The sequence below is a fragment of the Aerolutibacter ruishenii genome, assembly GCF_007830115.1.
In the GTDB taxonomy this organism is placed as follows: domain Bacteria; phylum Pseudomonadota; class Gammaproteobacteria; order Xanthomonadales; family Xanthomonadaceae; genus Aerolutibacter; species Aerolutibacter ruishenii.
In genome coordinates, this window is the sequence record NZ_VLKP01000003.1 from 324,988 (window position 1) to 341,388 (window position 16,401).

The 16,401-nt window shown below is 66.6% G+C and carries 16 protein-coding genes; 9 read left to right on the forward strand and 7 right to left on the reverse strand.

Annotation, left to right across the window (positions count from 1 at the left end):
• Nucleotides 1–10 precede the first annotated feature (10 nt).
• The 3 genes from mnmA to IP93_RS05475 form a co-directional block, all read right to left on the reverse strand.
• Nucleotides 11–1,129, reverse strand: coding sequence for a tRNA 2-thiouridine(34) synthase MnmA (mnmA, locus tag IP93_RS05465; protein ID WP_144813032.1), 1,119 nt, complete (start codon nucleotides 1,127–1,129; stop codon nucleotides 11–13).
• Nucleotides 1,126–1,602, reverse strand: a complete 477-nt coding sequence (locus IP93_RS05470) for an NUDIX hydrolase (protein ID WP_144813035.1) — start codon at nucleotides 1,600–1,602, stop codon at nucleotides 1,126–1,128. Before IP93_RS05470 ends, mnmA begins: the two co-directional genes overlap by 4 nt.
• 88 nt (nucleotides 1,603–1,690) lie before the next feature.
• Nucleotides 1,691–2,176, reverse strand: coding sequence for a hypothetical protein (locus IP93_RS05475; RefSeq protein WP_144813037.1), 486 nt, complete (start codon nucleotides 2,174–2,176; stop codon nucleotides 1,691–1,693).
• A 101-nt stretch (nucleotides 2,177–2,277) separates the two neighbouring features.
• On the opposite strand from IP93_RS05475, the gene clpS reads away from it, so the two are divergent.
• Nucleotides 2,278–2,598, forward strand: a complete 321-nt coding sequence (gene clpS, locus IP93_RS05480) for an ATP-dependent Clp protease adapter ClpS (RefSeq protein ID WP_144813039.1) — start codon at nucleotides 2,278–2,280, stop codon at nucleotides 2,596–2,598.
• 141 nt (nucleotides 2,599–2,739) lie between these two features.
• Nucleotides 2,740–5,025: an ATP-dependent Clp protease ATP-binding subunit ClpA gene (gene clpA, locus IP93_RS05485; protein ID WP_144813041.1), complete on the forward strand. Its 2,286-nt coding sequence runs from the start codon at nucleotides 2,740–2,742 to the stop codon at nucleotides 5,023–5,025.
• Nucleotides 5,026–5,157: 132 nt separating this feature from the next.
• Here the strand turns inward: clpA and infA are convergent, their stop codons facing one another.
• From infA to trxB, 4 genes are all read right to left on the reverse strand, one after another.
• Nucleotides 5,158–5,376 carry a translation initiation factor IF-1 gene (gene infA / locus IP93_RS05490; RefSeq protein ID WP_031372296.1) on the reverse strand — a complete coding sequence of 73 codons (219 nt, stop codon included), beginning with the start codon at nucleotides 5,374–5,376 and terminating at the stop codon, nucleotides 5,158–5,160.
• 178 nt (nucleotides 5,377–5,554) lie between these two features.
• Nucleotides 5,555–6,295 carry a leucyl/phenylalanyl-tRNA--protein transferase gene (gene aat / locus IP93_RS05495; RefSeq protein WP_144813044.1) on the reverse strand — a complete coding sequence of 247 codons (741 nt, stop codon included), beginning with the start codon at nucleotides 6,293–6,295 and terminating at the stop codon, nucleotides 5,555–5,557.
• 4 nt (nucleotides 6,296–6,299) lie between these two features.
• Nucleotides 6,300–7,481, reverse strand: coding sequence for a GNAT family N-acetyltransferase (locus IP93_RS05500; RefSeq protein WP_144813046.1), 1,182 nt, complete (start codon nucleotides 7,479–7,481; stop codon nucleotides 6,300–6,302).
• 38 nt (nucleotides 7,482–7,519) lie between these two features.
• On the reverse strand, nucleotides 7,520–8,473 hold the full coding sequence (gene trxB, locus IP93_RS05505) for a thioredoxin-disulfide reductase (RefSeq protein ID WP_144813048.1): 954 nt from the start codon (nucleotides 8,471–8,473) through the stop codon (nucleotides 7,520–7,522).
• Nucleotides 8,474–8,646: 173 nt separating this feature from the next.
• Between trxB and IP93_RS05510 the strand changes: the two genes are divergently transcribed.
• The 7 genes from IP93_RS05510 (at nucleotide 8,647) to crcB (ending at nucleotide 16,386) form a co-directional block, all read left to right on the forward strand.
• Entirely contained in the window at nucleotides 8,647–9,714 is a 1,068-nt protein-coding gene (locus IP93_RS05510) for an alanine dehydrogenase (RefSeq protein ID WP_144813051.1), read from the forward strand.
• Between the two features lie 97 nt (nucleotides 9,715–9,811).
• The gene (locus tag IP93_RS05515) at nucleotides 9,812–12,166 is read left to right on the forward strand and encodes a DNA translocase FtsK (RefSeq protein ID WP_242006749.1); all 2,355 of its coding nucleotides are present in this window, start codon (nucleotides 9,812–9,814) and stop codon (nucleotides 12,164–12,166) included.
• Between the two features lie 187 nt (nucleotides 12,167–12,353).
• Nucleotides 12,354–12,992, forward strand: coding sequence for an outer membrane lipoprotein periplasmic chaperone LolA (gene lolA / locus IP93_RS05520; protein WP_144813055.1), 639 nt, complete (start codon nucleotides 12,354–12,356; stop codon nucleotides 12,990–12,992).
• A gap of 132 nt (nucleotides 12,993–13,124) precedes the next feature.
• Nucleotides 13,125–13,835 (forward strand): hypothetical protein, encoded by a 711-nt coding sequence (locus tag IP93_RS05525; RefSeq protein WP_144813058.1) that lies wholly within the window; start codon nucleotides 13,125–13,127, stop codon nucleotides 13,833–13,835.
• Between the two features lie 146 nt (nucleotides 13,836–13,981).
• Nucleotides 13,982–15,292 (forward strand): replication-associated recombination protein A, encoded by a 1,311-nt coding sequence (locus IP93_RS05530; RefSeq protein WP_144813061.1) that lies wholly within the window; start codon nucleotides 13,982–13,984, stop codon nucleotides 15,290–15,292.
• Nucleotides 15,293–15,375: 83 nt separating this feature from the next.
• Nucleotides 15,376–15,954 carry a hypothetical protein gene (locus tag IP93_RS05535; RefSeq protein ID WP_144813064.1) on the forward strand — a complete coding sequence of 193 codons (579 nt, stop codon included), beginning with the start codon at nucleotides 15,376–15,378 and terminating at the stop codon, nucleotides 15,952–15,954.
• 27 nt (nucleotides 15,955–15,981) lie between these two features.
• The gene (gene crcB, locus IP93_RS05540; RefSeq protein WP_425480027.1) at nucleotides 15,982–16,386 is read left to right on the forward strand and encodes a fluoride efflux transporter CrcB; all 405 of its coding nucleotides are present in this window, start codon (nucleotides 15,982–15,984) and stop codon (nucleotides 16,384–16,386) included.
• Nucleotides 16,387–16,401 lie beyond the last annotated feature (15 nt).

The following is a 16,401-nucleotide window of genomic DNA, read 5'->3' on the forward strand; positions in this document are numbered from 1 at the left end:
CGGGATTCGCTCATGCAGCTTGGACCTTCAGGCGTTGTTCCAGGGGGGCATCGGTAGCGGCGATCACCGCACCACCAAGGCACTCATCTCCGTCGTACAGTACGAGCGACTGGCCTGGCGTCACGGCGCGCTGCGGACGGGCGAAGCGGACCTCAAGCGTGCCGTCGTCCTGGACGGTCACCTCGCAGGCCTCGTCGGCCTGGCGGTAGCGCGTTTGCGCCGAACACTCGAAGCGTTGGGCGGGCGGTGCGCCAGAAATCCAGTGGGCCGCTTCCGACCATAACCGACCCGACTGCAGCCATGGAAAGCCGATGCACTGGTCCACGTACAGCACGTTGCTGGCCACGTCCTTGCCCACCACGAACCACGGCGCCGGCTCGAACCCGCGCACGCCACCGATGCTGAGCCCTTCGCGCTGGCCCAGTGTGTAGAAGAACACGCCGGGGTGCTGCCCGATCACCTGGCCTCCGGGCGTGCGCATCTCACCGGTCCGGGCCGGCAGGTAGCGTGACAGGAACTCACGGAAGTCGCGCTCGCCGATGAAGCAGATACCGGTCGAGTCCTTCTTCGCGGCGGTCGGAAGACCGGCCTCCTGCGCCATGCGGCGCACGTCGGTCTTGACCAGCTCGCCCAGCGGAAAGCGGGTGCTGGCCAGTTGCCGTTGTCCCAACTGGTGCAGGAAATAGCTCTGGTCCTTGTTGCGGTCGCGGGCGCGCAGCAACTGGAATTGCCCGCGGTGCTCCGCGACGCGTGCATAATGCCCGGTGGCGATGAACTCGGCGCCCAGGTCATGGGCGGCATCGAGGAAGTGCTTGAACTTGATCTCGCGGTTGCACAGCACGTCGGGGTTGGGCGTGCGTCCGGCTGCGTACTCGGCCAGGAAGTGCTCGAACACGCCTTTCCAGTACTCGCCCGAGAAATCGCGGAAATGGATGGGAATGCCCAGCCGCCCGCATACCGCCACGGCATCACGCCGGTCATCCTCGGCACGGCATTCGCCGCTGCCGTCGTCGGCCCAGTTCTGCATGAAGAGTCCGGCGATCGGCTCGCCGGCGTCGCGCAAAAGCATTGCCGCGACGGACGAATCCACGCCGCCGGACATCCCGACGATGGTGCGGACCTCGCTCATGCCAGGTGCTGCACCACGTCGAGCGGCTGGCGGCGGCCGGCAAGGAAGTCCTCGGCGGCACGCCAGACCAGCGGGCTGCGGTGCCGCGGTGCCTGGGCCTGCAATTCGGCCGGTGACAGCCAGAGGGCCCGCACGATGCCCTCATCCAGCGGGCGTGTGGGATCGTGGGCAACCGGCTCGGCGGCAAAGGCGAAGCGCAGGTAATGGCGGCCGTTGCCCCCATCCCCGGACGGGGCCTTCCACTGGTATGCGCCCACGAAGGCGGTCAGGCGGACGTCCCACCCGGTTTCCTCGCGCGTCTCGCGCAGGGCTGCCTCGAGGAGGCTTTCGTCGGGCTCCAGGTGGCCGGCCGGCTGGTTGAGCACCAGGCGCCCGCCCACGCTCTCTTCCACCATCAGCAGGCGGCCGTCCGCGACCACCACCGTGGCGACGGTGACGTCAGGTTGCCAGAAGCGGCCTTGGCGGTAGGTCATGGGCGTCGGGCTGTCCTGTGGGTGGGGTAGGGGTTGGGGTTGGGTGTGGCCGGCACTGCTGGGCTTCCCGACACCCGGCGGTAGGGCCTCAGAGCTCGTCCCGGTCCGCCGACAACTTGATTTCCATGTCGTCGGCCGTCTGTGCCGCGATGTCCATGGCCGATTCCAGTTCGGCGCCGGACAGGGTGTCGGGCAGTTTGAGCACGAAGTACAGGACATCGCCGCCCAATTCCCAGCTGCCAAGCTTGTTGTTGCGGCTTTCGGCCAGCAGTTCAAGGGCTTTGGCGCCGTCGATGGCGTCCTTTCCGACGCGGCCAGCCGGCGAGAATATCTCGCGCACGATGAAGCCGCCCAACGTTTCCGTGCGGCCCGAGACGAACACCAGCTGGGTGCGGCCTTCCTTGGCGTAGTTGTAGGTCACCTTGTAGTCGCCGTCCCCATCCACCTCGTGCTTGACCCCACGTGCGTCCAGGCGTGCCTTGACCGAGGCATCCGCCGCGGCCGCAGGTCCGCCGATGATGGTGAGCAGCAGGGTTGCGGCCAGCAACAGGCCGTGGCCGATGCGCATGGGCATGTCCAGTGTGATGAAGGTGGCATTGTGTCGCGGCGGGTGGTGCGTCGTCCACGCCGCGAAGGCCGGGGTGGCTGCAAGGAGCCACCGGGTATAATTGCCCGATGGCCAAGCAGACCGACCATGAGCACCACCACGGCGTCCTGGTGGAAACCGGAAAACCCGAGATCGCCCGCCCCCCGCTGTACTCGGTGCTGCTGCTCAACGACGACTACACCCCGATGGACTTCGTGGTGGACGTGCTGATGCGCTTCTTCCCGGTGGACATCGAAAAGGCGACGCAGATCATGCTTCACGTCCATACCCGGGGCCGGGGCGTGTGCGGGGTTTTCACACGCGAGGTGGCCGAGTCGAAGGTCGCACAGGTGAACGAATACTCAAGGATCAACCAGCACCCCTTGCTGTGCACGATGGAAAAGGCCTAAAACGGGTCCAAGGGACGTACTGATCTGTAGGAGGGGTTGTCGACCTCGCCGGCCGGTCGGGAGTTCCGAAGGGGGCGCATGGAAAAGCACCTTGCGTGTCCCCATCTAGGACCGCAGTAGCTTTTTTGGAGGCTTGCCCCCATGTTCAGCAAGGATCTCGAATACAGCATCGGCCAGTGCTACAAGCGCGCCCGTGAGGCGCGCCATGAGTACATGACGGTCGAGCACCTGTTGCTGGCGCTCCTGGACAACCCCTCGGCGGAACAGGTGCTCAAGGCCTGCAGCGTCGACTTCGCCCGGTTGCGCGGCGACCTGGAGCAGGCGATCGCCACCTCGGTGTCGGTGCTGCCCGCGGACATCGACCGCGACACCCAGCCCACGCTGGGCTTCCAGCGCGTGCTGCAGCGCGCGGTCTACCACGTGCAGTCCTCCGGCAAGAAGGAGGTCACCGGCGCCAACGTGCTGGTGGCCATCTTCGGCGAGAAGGACTCGCACGCCGTCTACTTCCTCAACCAGCAGGACGTGGCGCGGCTGGATGTCGTCAACTACATCTCCCACGGCATCGCCAAGCACGGCGAGGACGAGCCGCAGCACCCGCATGACGAGGGCGAATCGCGCCAGGCCGAAGGCGGCGAGGGCGAGGGCAAGGCCGACGCGCTGGCGGAGTTCGCCAGCAACCTCAACCAGGCCGCGCGCGACGGCAGGATCGACCCGCTGGTGGGCCGTGCCGACGAGGTGGAACGCACCATCCAGGTGCTGTGCCGCCGCCGCAAGAACAACCCGCTGTACGTGGGCGAGGCGGGGGTGGGCAAGACCGCGATTGCCGAAGGCCTGGCCAAGCGCATCGTCGAGGGCGACGTCCCCGAGGTGCTGATGGACGCCACCATCTACTCGCTCGACCTGGGCGCGCTGGTGGCGGGCACCAAGTACCGCGGCGATTTCGAAAAGCGGCTCAAGGCGGTGCTGGCTCAGCTGAAGAAGCTGCCGGGCGCGATCCTTTTCATCGACGAGATCCACACGATCATCGGTGCCGGTTCGGCGTCGGGCGGCACGATGGACGCCAGCAACCTGATCAAGCCGGCACTGGCCTCGGGCGACCTGCGCTGCATCGGTTCGACCACGTTCCAGGAATATCGCGGGATCTTCGAGAAGGACCGGGCGCTGGCGCGCCGCTTCCAGAAGATCGACATCGTGGAGCCCACGGTGCACGAGACCGTGGAGATCCTGCAGGGCCTGAAGCCCAAGTACGAGGCCCACCACGGCGTGACCTATGCCGACGAGGCGCTGCAGGCCGCGGTGGACCTGTCGGTCAAGCACATCGGCGACCGCCTGTTGCCGGACAAGGCCATCGACGTGATCGACGAGGCGGGCGCCCGCCAACGCGTTTTGCCGGAGGCCGTGCGCAAGACCCTGATCGACGTCGAGGAGATCGAGACCATCGTGGCCAAGATGGCGCGCATCCCGGCCAAGCAGGTCACCGCCACCGACAAGGACGTGCTCCGCAACCTGGAGCGCAACCTGAAGATGGTGATCTTTGGCCAGGACCCGGCCATCGAGACCCTGACCAGTGCGATCAAGCTGGCGCGCAGCGGCCTGGCCAACCCGGACAAGCCCATCGGCAACTTCCTGTTCGCCGGTCCGACGGGCGTGGGCAAGACCGAGGTGACCAAGCAGCTGGCGCTGCAACTGGGCATCGAGCTGGTGCGCTTCGACATGTCCGAGTACATGGAGCCGCATTCGGTCAGCCGCCTGATCGGCGCGCCCCCGGGCTATGTCGGGTTCGACCAGGGCGGCCTGCTGACCGAGAAGATCGTGAAGACGCCGCATTGCGTGCTGCTGCTGGACGAGGTGGAGAAGGCCCACCCGGACATCTTCAACATCCTGCTGCAGGTGATGGACCGCGGCATCCTGACCGACACCAACGGGCGTGAGGCCAACTTCAGGAACGTGGTGCTGGTGATGACCACCAATGCCGGCGCGGCGCAGGCGTCGCGGCGCTCCATCGGGTTCACCAAGCAGGACCACAGCACCGACGCGATGGAGGTCATCCGCCGCTCGTTCACGCCGGAGTTCCGCAACCGCCTGGATGCGGTGGTGCAGTTCCAGGCACTGGGCTTCGAGCACATCCTGCGGGTGGTGGACAAGTTCCTGATCGAGCTGGAAACCCAGCTGCACGAGAAGGACGTGACCCTGTCGGCCACGCCGCCGGCGCGCGACTGGCTGGCACAGCACGGCTTCGACCCGCTGATGGGCGCGCGGCCGATGGCACGGTTGATCCAGGACCGGATCAAGCGCCCGCTGGCGGACGAACTGCTGTTCGGCAAGCTGGTGCGCGGTGGCCGGGTCACCATCGACGTCAAGGACGACGAGCTGTCGCTGGACGTGCAGGCCGAGCCGGAGAAGCTGCTGCCGGCGACTGTCAGCTGACGGTGATGTCCATGCCGCGCCACAAGCGGGCGCGGCATGGGGATGCATCGCGTCGGTCGAGCGCGTTGCGGCAACCATTGGAAACGAAAAAGGCGACCCAAAAGGTCGCCTTTTTTCAATGCGTTACCGCAATTACTTCATGCGATAGGTGATGCGGCCCTTGGTCAGGTCGTAGGGGGTCATTTCGACCTTCACCTTGTCGCCGGTCAGGATGCGGATGTAGTTCTTGCGCATGCGGCCGGAGATGTGGGCAATGATCTCGTGCCCGTTTTCGAGGCGCACCCGGAACATGGTGTTCGGAAGGGTTTCCGCCACCGTGCCCTCGAATTCGATCACGTCGTCTTTTGCCATGTGTTCCCTGAGTGTCGCGAAGAGCGGCCGTTTCCCGGCCGCGAAGCCCAGCATTGTGCCACGTTGCGGTAGCTGGCGCAAAAGTGGGGGGTGAGTGGTTCAGCATGCGGCGAAGGGCGGCTGTGTGCGCCGCGCCCGCGCCCGCCGCGGCTGGCTGGCCGGGGCGAGCTCGCCCCGCTCAGTCCGTTCGAGCCAACTGGGCACAGGTCAGTTCGCCGAACTGTCGTGTCCACGGCTCCGCTGTCGCGGTCAGTGCGGTCAGCCCTTCCACCTGGGCCAGGAACTTCTCGCGTCGGATCAGCCGAGCGCCCAGCGAAATCAGGTGCGGGTTCTCGACCTGCGCATCGATCAACGGCCAGCCCCATTCGCGCAACCGGAAGGCCAGGGCCGCGAGGGCCGCCTTCGAGCCACCGGAGTCGGCACTGAACATGCTTTCGCCAAAGAACATGTGGCCGATCGAGACCCCGTACAGCCCACCAGCCAGGCGATCGCCGTCCCACACCTCGATCGAATGCGCATGCCCCAGGCGGTGCAGCTCCACGTAGGCATCACGCATCTCCGCCGTGATCCACGTGCCGTCCTGCCCGTTGCGCGGCGACCGGGCGCAGGCATCGATCACGGCCTCGAAGTCGGTGTCCGCGCGCACCACCCAGGGCAGCGCCCGGAGCGTTCGGCGGAATCGCGTCGAAAGCCGGAAGCCGTCCGTGCGGAAAACCGTGCGCGGATCCGGGCACCACCACAGGATCGGCTGGCCTTCCGAATACCAGGGGAAGATGCCGTGCCGGTAGGCGTTCAGCAGGCGAACGGGCGACAGGTCGCCACCAAGGGCCAGCAACCCGTCTGGCTGCCGCAGCGCGCTCTCCCCTGGCGGGAAGGGCGCGGAAGGGTCCACCGGCAGTTGGGGCAAGCGCAGGGACATGCGTTCAGCTTGTCACGTCCCGGGCGCTGGCGTCTGCCCCCTTGAAGGGGGATCGTGCGGCCAGCCGGCGCGCATGCTGCAGCACGGCCACTGTCTCTTCGTGGCACCAGTCGCCCAGCGCGTCGCGAAAGCCGTCGTGGGCGATCCAATGCCGGCTGCGTACCAGGGTCGGCAGGAAGCCGCGGGCCAGTTTGTGTTCGCCCTGGGCGCCCGGTTCGAATCGCGTCAGTCCTTCGCGCAGGCAATACTCGATGCCCTGGTAATAGCAGGTTTCGAAATGCAGGCCGGGCAGGGTGGCGTCGCCGCCCCAGTACCGGCCGTAAAGCGTGCCACCACCGCGCAGGCAAAGCGCTCCCGCGACGGCCTGGCCCTGGAACTCGGCGAAAATGATCACCAGGGCCTCGGGACAGGCCACGGCCAGGTGCTGCAGGAACGGCAACGTCAGTGCCGGATGGTTTCCGTAGTCGGCGAACGTGCGCTGGTAGAAGCGATGCATCGTCGCCAGGTCGGCTTCGGTGGCGCCCGCGCCGTCGACCACGCGGAAGCGCACGCCGGCCTCGGCCACCTTCCGGCGCTCCTGCCGGACGTTCTTGCGGTGCTTGTGGTCGAACGCCGCAAGGAAATCGTCGAAGGTGCGCCAGCCTGCATCGTTGTGCCAGTGGTACTGCATGTCGGTCCGGACCAGCCACCTGTCGGGGTTGCCCGGATCCGTGTCCATGGCGTGATCGAAGGCTTCGTCTTCAATGGCGTCATGAAAGTTCACGTGCACGGACGACAGCCCCAGCGCGACACATTGCGCCACCATCGTCTGGGCCAGTGCGTGCCGAACCGCGGGCACACGGGCCAGCAGGCGCGGGCCGGTGACGGGCGAATACGGCACGGCGCAAAGCCACTTCGGGAAGTAATCCAGCCCGTGCCGCTCGTAGGCATGCGCCCAGGCATGGTCGAAGACGAACTCCCCGTGAGAGTTCGTCTTCAGGTACATGGGGGCGGCACCGACCAGCGCCCCGTCTTCCCACAGCGACAGGTGCCGGGGCGTCCAACCCCAATCCGGACGCACGCAGCCATGCTGCTCCAGGCCCGAAAGGAACGCATGGCTGACGAACGGGTTGTGTCCGTCATGCAGCGCATCCCATTGCCCGGCGGGAACGTCGGCCAGAGAGGCCAGGAGGCGGACGTCAGGCATGGCGGTAGGCGCCCCGCGGGGCAGGGCGCCGGAGGGACTCAGCCCTCGCTGTCGAGGAACTTCTCGGCATCGAGCGCGGCCATGCAGCCGAAGCCGGCCGATGTGATCGCCTGGCGATAGACCTGGTCGGCCACGTCGCCGGCCGCGAACACGCCTTCGACCGAGGTCCGGGTGGCATTGCCTTCCAGCCCGGTGTTGATGGTGAGGTAGCCGCCCTTCATCGCCAACTGGCCCTCGAACAGGGACGTGTTGGGGGTGTGGCCAATGGCCACGAAGAAGCCGTGGATGGCGATGTCGCGGGTGCTGCCGTCCTGCATCGATTTCACGCGCACGCCGGTGACACCGGCATCGTCGCCCAGCACTTCATCGACGGTGTTGTTCCATACCAGCTCGATCTTGCCGGCCTCGGCCTTGGCGAACAGCTTGTCCTGCAGGATCTTCTCCGCGCGCAGGGTGTCGCGACGGTGGATCAGGTAGACCTTGCGGGCGATGTTGGACAGGTACAGCGCTTCCTCGACGGCGGTATTGCCACCGCCGATCACGGCCACGTCCTTGTCCTTGTAGAAGAAGCCATCGCAGGTGGCGCAGGCGGACACGCCACGCCCCATGTACGTCTCCTCGGAGGGGATGCCCAGGTACTTGGCGGTCGCACCCGTGGCGATGATCAGGGCATCGCAGGTGTACTCGCCGCTGTCGCCCACCAGGCGGAACGGGCGCTTGGACAGGTCGGCGGTGTGGATGTGGTCAAACACGACTTCCGTGTCGAAGCGCTCGGCGTGGGCCTGCATGCGCGCCATCAGGTCCGGCCCCATCAGGCCGTGGGCATCGCCCGGCCAGTTGTCCACCTCGGTGGTGGTCATCAGCTGGCCGCCCATCTGCAGACCGGTGATCACCACGGGCTTGAGGTTGGCGCGTGCCGCGTAGACGGCCGCGGTCCAGCCAGCCGGGCCGGAACCGAGGATGATCAGCTTGGAATGCTTGGCGGGGGTCATGGCTATACTGGTTGCTGGGAGACGCCATAGAGTGGCGGCCGAGTCCCGGCATTACAAGGCAAGGTTGGCGAAAACACCGTTGCAGCAACCGCACGGCGGGTATTGCCGGTGCGGCATCCACGACGCCGCCCATGCGGCGTTCCCCGAGGGCCAGCCACGGTTGGGAGGTCGCGATGCGTATCGGAGTGCCCCGCGAGACCAAGACACTTGAAGGACGGGTCGCCCTGGTGCCCGCCGCGGCCGGGGATCTGGTCCGGCGAGGCCATGAAGTATGGCTGGAACAGGGTGCCGGCCTGAAAAGCGGCTTCAGCGATGCGCAGTACGCGCAGGTGGGCGTCAACATCGCACCGGATGCGGCGGCGCTGTACGACAAGGGCGAGCTGATCGTGAAGGTCAAGGAGCCGGTCGAGGGCGACCTGCGCCACCTGCGGCCGGACCACCTGTTGTTCTGCTACCTGCACCTGGCGCCGGAGCCCGCGCTGACCCGTCGGCTGCTGGACATCGGACTGACCGGGGTCGCGTTCGAAACCGTGGAGCTGGACAACGGCACGTTGCCCTTGCTGGCACCGATGTCGATCATTGCCGGCAAGATCGCGGTGCAGATCGGCACCCACCTGTTGCACCAGCCGCAGGGCGGCAAGGGTAGGTTGCTGGGTGGGCTGCCTTCGACGGAGCGGGGCAAGGTGGTGGTGTTTGGCGCAGGCCAGGCGGGCGGACATGCCGCTGCGTTGGCGGCCGCGGGCGGTGCCAACGTGGTGGTGTTCGAGAAGCGGCAGGACCGCATGGACGAGATGATGCGGCTGGGCAACAACGTGACCGCACTGTACCCCTACGACGACGACGTCGCCCGCGAGGTGGCGGGTGCCGACCTGGCGGTGGGTGCGGTGCTGATCCCCGGCGCGGTGGCGCCGCACGTGCTGACCCGCGAGATGCTCAAGGGCATGGAGGACGGCAGCGTGGTGGTCGACATTTCCATCGACCAGGGTGGCTGCTTCGAGACCTCGCGGCCGACTACATGGAAGGAGCCGACCTTCGTGGAGGAGGGCGTGACCCACTTCTGCGTGACGAACATGCCCGGCGCGGTGCCGCAAACCTCGTCGCAGGCGATCTGCGCGGCGATCCTGCCGTGGGTCGGCAAGTTGGCTTCGGGCCATTGGCGGGACAGTGCGCCGCTGGTTCGCGGCATCAACGTGGAGGGCGGCCGGCTGGTGCACCCTGCGCTGCAGGGAATGACGCTGTAATTTAGCCATGGAACGCCCGGCGCACCGGGCTGTGAATCCATGGCATTTCGCCGTATATTCAACGACTAACGCAATCGATTTAAGGCAGAACATCACGGTGGCGCAAGCGTCCGCAGCAAGCCGAAAGAAGGTCACGGCCGAAAAGGCCCCGCCATCGCCCCGTCGCCAGCGGCTCATGCGCGACATCGCGCTGATCATCATTGCGCCGTTGCTGGTGTACCTGCTGGTCAGCCTGGTCACGTATTCGCCGCAGGATCCAGGCTGGTCGCAGTCCGGCAGCGTTACCGCACCACTGCACAATCTCGGCGGCAAGGTGGGGGCGCTCCTCGCCGACGTGCTGTTGAACCTCACCGGTTACGTGGCGTTCCTGCTGCCGCTCATCCTGGGGCTGATCGCGTGGATCGCACTGTTCGGGATGGACACCGATGGCGATGGTCATGCCGACCTTGGGCCGGCGTTGCGGCTGGTGGGCATCGTCGGCTTCCTGGTTTCGGCCACGGGGTTGCTGTACCTGCGCTTCAACACCGCGTCGGACTTTTCCGCCGGCAGTGGCGGCATCCTCGGGCAGGTGGTGGGCAAGTCGCTGTACAAGGGCTTTGGCCCGGTGGGCGGCAACCTGTTCCTGTTGGCCTTGCTGCTCATCTCCATCACGCTGGCCACCGGACTGTCGTGGTTGCACGTGATGGACAAGCTGGGCCAGTGGACGCTGGCGCTGGGCCCGCTGCTGGGGCGCGTGTTCAAGCGCGGCAGCAAGCAGGCCACGGAGTGGCAGCAGACCCGCGCCCTGCGCGAGGAGCGCGAAGAAGTCCGCAAGGTGGACTCCGAACTGCGCGCCAAGCGCGCCCCGGTGAAGATCGAACCGCCGCCGGCACCGGTGGTGGAAAAGAGCGAGCGCGCCAAGCGCGAGACCCAGATCCCGCTGTTCAATGCCGGTGACGGTTCGGGCCTGCCGCCGCTGGCGCTGCTCGATGATCCCAAGCCGCAACCCAAGGGCTACGACGAGCAGACGCTGGAAACCCTGTCGCGGCAGATCGAGTTCAAACTGAAGGACTTCCGCATTGATGCGCAGGTGGTGGGCGCGTATCCCGGGCCGGTGATTACCCGCTTCGAGATCGAGCCGGCGCCCGGGGTGAAGGTCAGCCAGATCAGTTCGCTGGACAAGGACATCGCCCGCGGCCTGTCGGTGAAGTCGGTGCGCGTGGTGGACGTGATCCCCGGCAAGTCGGTGGTCGGTCTGGAAACGCCCAATACCCAGCGCGAGATGATCTTCCTCTCGGAGCTGCTGCGCTCAAAGGAATACGACAAGTCGGCCAGTGCGTTGACGCTGGCGCTGGGCAAGGACATCGCCGGCCGCCCGACGGTGGCCGACCTGGCGCGCATGCCGCACCTGCTGGTGGCCGGCACCACCGGCTCGGGCAAGTCGGTGGCGGTCAACGCGATGGTGCTCAGCCTGCTGTACAAGGCCTCCGCGAAGGACCTGCGGATGCTGATGATCGACCCGAAGATGCTGGAACTGTCGGTCTACCAGGGCATCCCGCACCTGCTGGCGCCAGTGGTCACCGACATGAAGGAGGCCGCCAACGGCCTGCGCTGGTGCGTGGCGGAGATGGAGCGCCGCTACAAGCTGATGAGCGCGGTTGGCGTGCGCAACCTCGCCGGCTTCAACAAGAAGGTGAAGGACGCGCAGGACGCGGGCCAGCCGCTGATGGATCCGCTGTTCAAGCCCAACGCCGAACTGGGCGAAGCGCCGCGGCCGCTGGAGACGCTGCCGTTCATCGTCATCTTCATCGATGAATTCGCCGACATGATGATGATCGTCGGCAAGAAGGTGGAAGAGCTGATCGCGCGCCTGGCGCAGAAGGCGCGTGCCGCCGGCATCCACCTGATCCTGGCGACCCAACGCCCGTCGGTGGACGTGATCACGGGCCTGATCAAGGCGAACATCCCCACGCGCATCGCGTTCCAGGTGTCGAGCAAGATCGACTCGCGCACCATCCTCGACCAGTCCGGTGCGGAGACGCTGCTGGGCCACGGCGACATGCTGTACCTGCCGCCGGGTACAGCGATGCCCGAGCGCGTTCATGGCGCCTTCGTCAGTGACGAGGAAGTGCACCGCGTGGTGGAGCACCTCAAGCAGATTGGTGGCGGCCCGGACTACATCGAGGGCGTGCTGGACGAAGTGCAGACCATGGGCGATGGCGTGGTGGTCGGTGCGACCGGCCTGCCGGAAAGCGGGGGAGGGGGCGATGAGTCCGACCCGCTGTACGACGAAGCGGTGCGCATCGTCACCGAGACCCGTCGGGCCTCCATCTCCGGCGTGCAGCGTCGGCTCAAGATCGGCTACAACCGTGCCGCGCGCCTGATCGAAGCGATGGAGGCGGCGGGGGTGGTCTCTTCCCCGGAACACAACGGTGACCGCAGCGTGCTGGCGCCTCCGCCTCCGCGTGATTGAAGACACCTCGCGAGGTCGGCAGCGACTGGCGCTTCCCACCATCCGGGTTGGGGCGCCTTCCGCCGATGCTCCTGCGTGGGGCACCTCGCGTTGAGTGGCAGGTCTCGGCGCATCCCTTGATCGGCTATTCAGCTTCCGCGCCACACACTTCGGCCATCGCATCTGCGTTTGCACCTGGAGCAATCCCATGACTCGTATTTCCCGGTGGACTGCCCGCGTCGGCGCTGGCCTTTTCGCGTTCGCGTTGTCCGCATCCCCGGCGTTCGCCGCCGCCCGCGATGACCTCAATGCGTTCACCAAGGGGTTGAAGGGACTCAACGCCACGTTCACCCAGCAGGTCTTCAATGAGCAGGGGAGGCTGAAGGAGTCTTCCAGCGGTCGCCTGGCGCTGTCCGCGGCGCGCCTGTTCCGTTGGGAGTACATCAAGCCGTACCCGCAGCTGATCGTGGCTGACGGCCGCAAGGTGTGGGTCTACGATCCGGACCTGCAACAAGCCACGGTCAAGCCGCAGGGGCCCGAGGAGCAGAACAGCCCGTTGGCGGCATTGATCGATCCGACCAAGCTGGATGCGCAGTTCGTGGTCAAGGAAGCGGGCACCTCGGAAGGCATGAGCTGGTTGACGCTCGCGCCCCGAACCGACGAAGCCGGTTTCCGGACCGCGCGACTGGGTCTGGCCAAGGGCGAGTTGGTGAAAATGGTGATCGTGGACAGCCTGGGCCAGCGCACCGAGATCCGATTCAGTGGCTGGAAGCGCAACCCGGCGTTTGCTCGCGGCACGTTTACCTACACGCCAGGCAAAGGCGTGGACGTGATCGGCGAAAGGTAATCGGCGGAACACAATCCGCACAGGGAGCGTTCACGTTCCACGTCCTGGAATCACGGCACATCCACGGGGCCGGCGGCACTCTGCCTGCCATGCCCCGCATCCGTAACGGGGTCGGCCAGGATTGGATGCGCCATGTTCCGTACCGTCATTTCCTCCGCAGTGCTTGCCTCCGCTGGTGTGATGGGCCTGGTCTTCGCAGTGCCCAATGACCCGCAGCTGGATTCGCAGCCGATGCCCGTGTTCCACGCGGCTGCGTTGGACCGGGCGGCAGAGTCGAGGGCGGAAGGCGAACTGGCGATGGATGACTCGGTCGCCACTTCGCTGGTGGGTGCGATCACGTTGCAGTTTCCCCGCCAGCAGGTGGAGGTGCAGCTGGACAAGGTGGACGTGGCACCGTTGAGCGTGCGCGACCGTGTCGTCTCCGGCGAGGGCCGGTTGCGCATTGGTGACGACGACACATGGATCCCGCTTGCGTTCAACGCGCTGTACGACACGCAGGACACGGTGGTGACACAACCACGCCTGGTGCTGGGCAGCGATGCACCGTCGAGCATGGTTTCCAGCCAATCCCCGCTGGTGCGGGGACTCCTGCAGCAGGTCAGCCGCGCCATGGCGGCGGAGTTCATCCAGCAGGCGGTGGAGGTACGCATTGACCACGCAAGCACGTCACCGGCGGGGCGGCGCTACCTGCATGTGCAGGCAGTGGGGCAGGCGCGCTTTGAGGGCGAGGGCATGGCCCCGGCGAGCATCGAGGCGCTGTACGACCGCACGACGGGGCAATGGTTGCGGGTCAACTATGATCTGGACGCCGCGGCACCACGCGATGAACCGGCGCGCAGCTGATCCGGCAACGCGACGCCGGGCCGCCCGGCTCGCTTAGTTGCTATCTTGTGGGGCCGTCCTCCATCCGTTGAATCACCGTGCCACGGCCGAGCCCACCTCCGTTTCCAGATGCCGCCCCCAGCCTGCTGAGCGCCGACCAGGATGCGATGCGGCCACTGGCCGAGCGCATGCGTCCGCGCACAGTCGATGAAATGGTGGGCCAGCGTCGCCTGTTGTCGCCGGGCAGCGCCTTGCGGCGCGCGATCGAATCCGGTCGCATGCATTCGATGATCCTGTGGGGTCCGCCGGGTTGCGGCAAGACCACGTTGGCGTTGCTGCTCGCGCGTTATGCGGATGCCGAATTCCGCGCGATTTCCGCGGTGCTGTCGGGGCTGCCGGAGGTGCGCCAGGTGTTGGCCGAAGCGGCACAGCGCTTCGCGGGCGGTCGCCGCACGGTGCTGTTCGTGGACGAGGTGCACCGGTTCAACAAGGCGCAGCAGGATGCATTCCTGCCGCATATCGAACGGGGCACGATCCTGTTCGTGGGAGCGACGACGGAGAACCCGTCCTTCGAGCTCAACTCCGCGTTGCTTTCCCGCTGCCGCGTGCACGTGATGGAAGCGGTTTCACCGGAAGACATTGCCGCCGCCCTGCAGGCCGCCTTGGGCGACGCCGAGCGCGGACTGGGCGGGCAGGGCATCCACGCGCCGGATGACGCGCTGCGCCTGATTGCCAGTGCTGCCGATGGCGATGTCCGGCGCGGCCTGACGTTGTTGGAGATCGCCGCGGAACTCGCCGTGGAGGACGGCGGCGAGATCACAGAGTCCACCCTGGCGCAGGTCCTGGCCGATCGTACGCGCCGGTTCGACAAGGGGGGCGAGCAGTTCTATGACCAGACGTCGGCGCTGCACAAGTCCGTGCGCAGCTCCAACCCCGATGCGGCGCTGTACTGGCTGACGCGGATGCTCGATGGCGGATGCGACCGCGCATACCTGGCCCGCCGCCTGACGCGGATGGCGGTGGAAGACATCGGGCTGGCCGATCCGCGCGCGTTGCAGATGGCGATCGACGCGTGGGACACGTATGACCGGCTTGGTTCGCCGGAGGGCGAACTCGCCCTGGCACAACTGACCCTGTACCTCGCCAGCACGGCCAAGTCCAACGCCGCCTACATGGCATACAAGGCCGCCCAGCAGGACGTTGCGGAGTACGGCACCCAGGAGGTCCCCATGCACCTGCGCAATGCACCCACGCGGCTGATGAAACAGTTGGGATACGCCAAGGGCTACCAGTATGACCATGACCGGGAAGGCGGGGTCGCGCTGGACCAGACCGGATTCCCCGACGCCATGGGCGAGCGCGTCTACTACCGGCCGGCGGAGCGGGGCCTGGAACTGAAGCTCAAGGAAAAGCTGGACCGCCTGCGCGAGGCGCGGGAAGCGGCGCGGGGTGGCGAGGGCGGTCACGCGAAAGGGTGACGGTTGCGATGCGGCACGGTCGCAGGCAAGCTCAGCCTGCCCCCGCTCCACCTGAAGCAGAAGCAAGTCCTGGGGAGGACCTGATGCGAATCGCAATAGCCGCCCTCATCGGCGGGATCGTGATGTTCCTGTGGGGTGCCGTGGCGCACACGGTGTTGCCGCTGGGCGAGATGGGCATGCGCACCGCCGTCGGGCAGGATGCGGCATTGAGCGCGATCACCCAAGCCGCGTCCAGCGGTGAAGGCGTGTACATGCTGCCCGGCATGGACCCTGCCATTTATGCGGACAAGGCCGCCAACAAGGCCTTCGTGGAAGCCAATCGCGACAAGCCCTATGCGCTGGTGATCTACCAGCCGGGGGGCAACCCGGCGTTGGAGAACATGGCGCCCAACCTGGGCAAGCAGTGGGCGTCCGATACGCTGGCGGCACTGGTGCTGGCGTGGATGCTTTCGCTGGGTGCATGGAGCATGGGGCGCCGCGTGATGGTGGCGGCCGCTGCCGGGGTCTTCAGCTGGTTGACGATCAGCGTGCCCTACTGGAACTGGTACATGTTCCCGCTGGATTTCACCTTGTCAGGCCTGGTGGAGGTGGTGGCGGGTTGGGCGATTACCGGCTTGGCCATGGCATGGTGGCTTGGGCGGGGCGAGAAACATGTGGGTTGAGGCTGCAGAACAGAGGGCGTGCGGCTGATGGCGGGCCTGGGTTGGCAGCCGCTTGTTCTGGTGATGCTCGGCGGTGCGCTGGGGGCCGCCGGACGTCATTGGCTGGGCGGCCTGCTGCTTCGCCAACTGGGTAGCGGCTTCCCCTGGGGTACGTTCGCCGTCAACATGTTCGGCTCGTTCGCGATCGGTTTCATCGCGGTCTGGCTGGAGGGCCGTGGTCCGGCTGCGCTGTACTGGCGCGCCTTCCTGATCGTCGGGTTCCTGGGCGCGCTTACCACCTGGTCCTCGTTGATGCTGGAATGCCTGCTGATGGCGCGTTCCGACCGGAACGCGATGCTGGTCGGTTACCTTGGCCTGTCGCTGGTCTTGGGGCTGGTCCTGGTATGGGCAGGCACGCGCATGGCCGGATGGATGCGGCCAGTGGTTTGGTGATGGATCAAACAGGTG

What these genes read in the sequence shown, in the direction of transcription:
- mnmA (WP_144813032.1), bottom strand. Translation starts at nt 1,129, where the DNA reads ATGAGCGAGGTCCGCACCATCGTCGGGATGTCCGGCGGCGTGGATTCG.
- IP93_RS05470 (WP_144813035.1), bottom strand. Translation starts at nt 1,602, where the DNA reads ATGACCTACCGCCAAGGCCGCTTCTGGCAACCTGACGTCACCGTCGCC.
- IP93_RS05475 (WP_144813037.1), bottom strand. Translation starts at nt 2,176, where the DNA reads ATGCCCATGCGCATCGGCCACGGCCTGTTGCTGGCCGCAACCCTGCTG.
- clpS (WP_144813039.1), top strand. Translation starts at nt 2,278, where the DNA reads ATGGCCAAGCAGACCGACCATGAGCACCACCACGGCGTCCTGGTGGAA.
- clpA (WP_144813041.1), top strand. Translation starts at nt 2,740, where the DNA reads ATGTTCAGCAAGGATCTCGAATACAGCATCGGCCAGTGCTACAAGCGC.
- infA (WP_031372296.1), bottom strand. Translation starts at nt 5,376, where the DNA reads ATGGCAAAAGACGACGTGATCGAATTCGAGGGCACGGTGGCGGAAACC.
- aat (WP_144813044.1), bottom strand. Translation starts at nt 6,295, where the DNA reads ATGTCCCTGCGCTTGCCCCAACTGCCGGTGGACCCTTCCGCGCCCTTC.
- IP93_RS05500 (WP_144813046.1), bottom strand. Translation starts at nt 7,481, where the DNA reads ATGCCTGACGTCCGCCTCCTGGCCTCTCTGGCCGACGTTCCCGCCGGG.
- trxB (WP_144813048.1), bottom strand. Translation starts at nt 8,473, where the DNA reads ATGACCCCCGCCAAGCATTCCAAGCTGATCATCCTCGGTTCCGGCCCG.
- IP93_RS05510 (WP_144813051.1), top strand. Translation starts at nt 8,647, where the DNA reads ATGCGTATCGGAGTGCCCCGCGAGACCAAGACACTTGAAGGACGGGTC.
- lolA (WP_144813055.1), top strand. Translation starts at nt 12,354, where the DNA reads ATGACTCGTATTTCCCGGTGGACTGCCCGCGTCGGCGCTGGCCTTTTC.
- IP93_RS05525 (WP_144813058.1), top strand. Translation starts at nt 13,125, where the DNA reads ATGTTCCGTACCGTCATTTCCTCCGCAGTGCTTGCCTCCGCTGGTGTG.
- IP93_RS05530 (WP_144813061.1), top strand. Translation starts at nt 13,982, where the DNA reads ATGCGGCCACTGGCCGAGCGCATGCGTCCGCGCACAGTCGATGAAATG.
- IP93_RS05535 (WP_144813064.1), top strand. Translation starts at nt 15,376, where the DNA reads ATGCGAATCGCAATAGCCGCCCTCATCGGCGGGATCGTGATGTTCCTG.
- crcB (WP_425480027.1), top strand. Translation starts at nt 15,982, where the DNA reads ATGGCGGGCCTGGGTTGGCAGCCGCTTGTTCTGGTGATGCTCGGCGGT.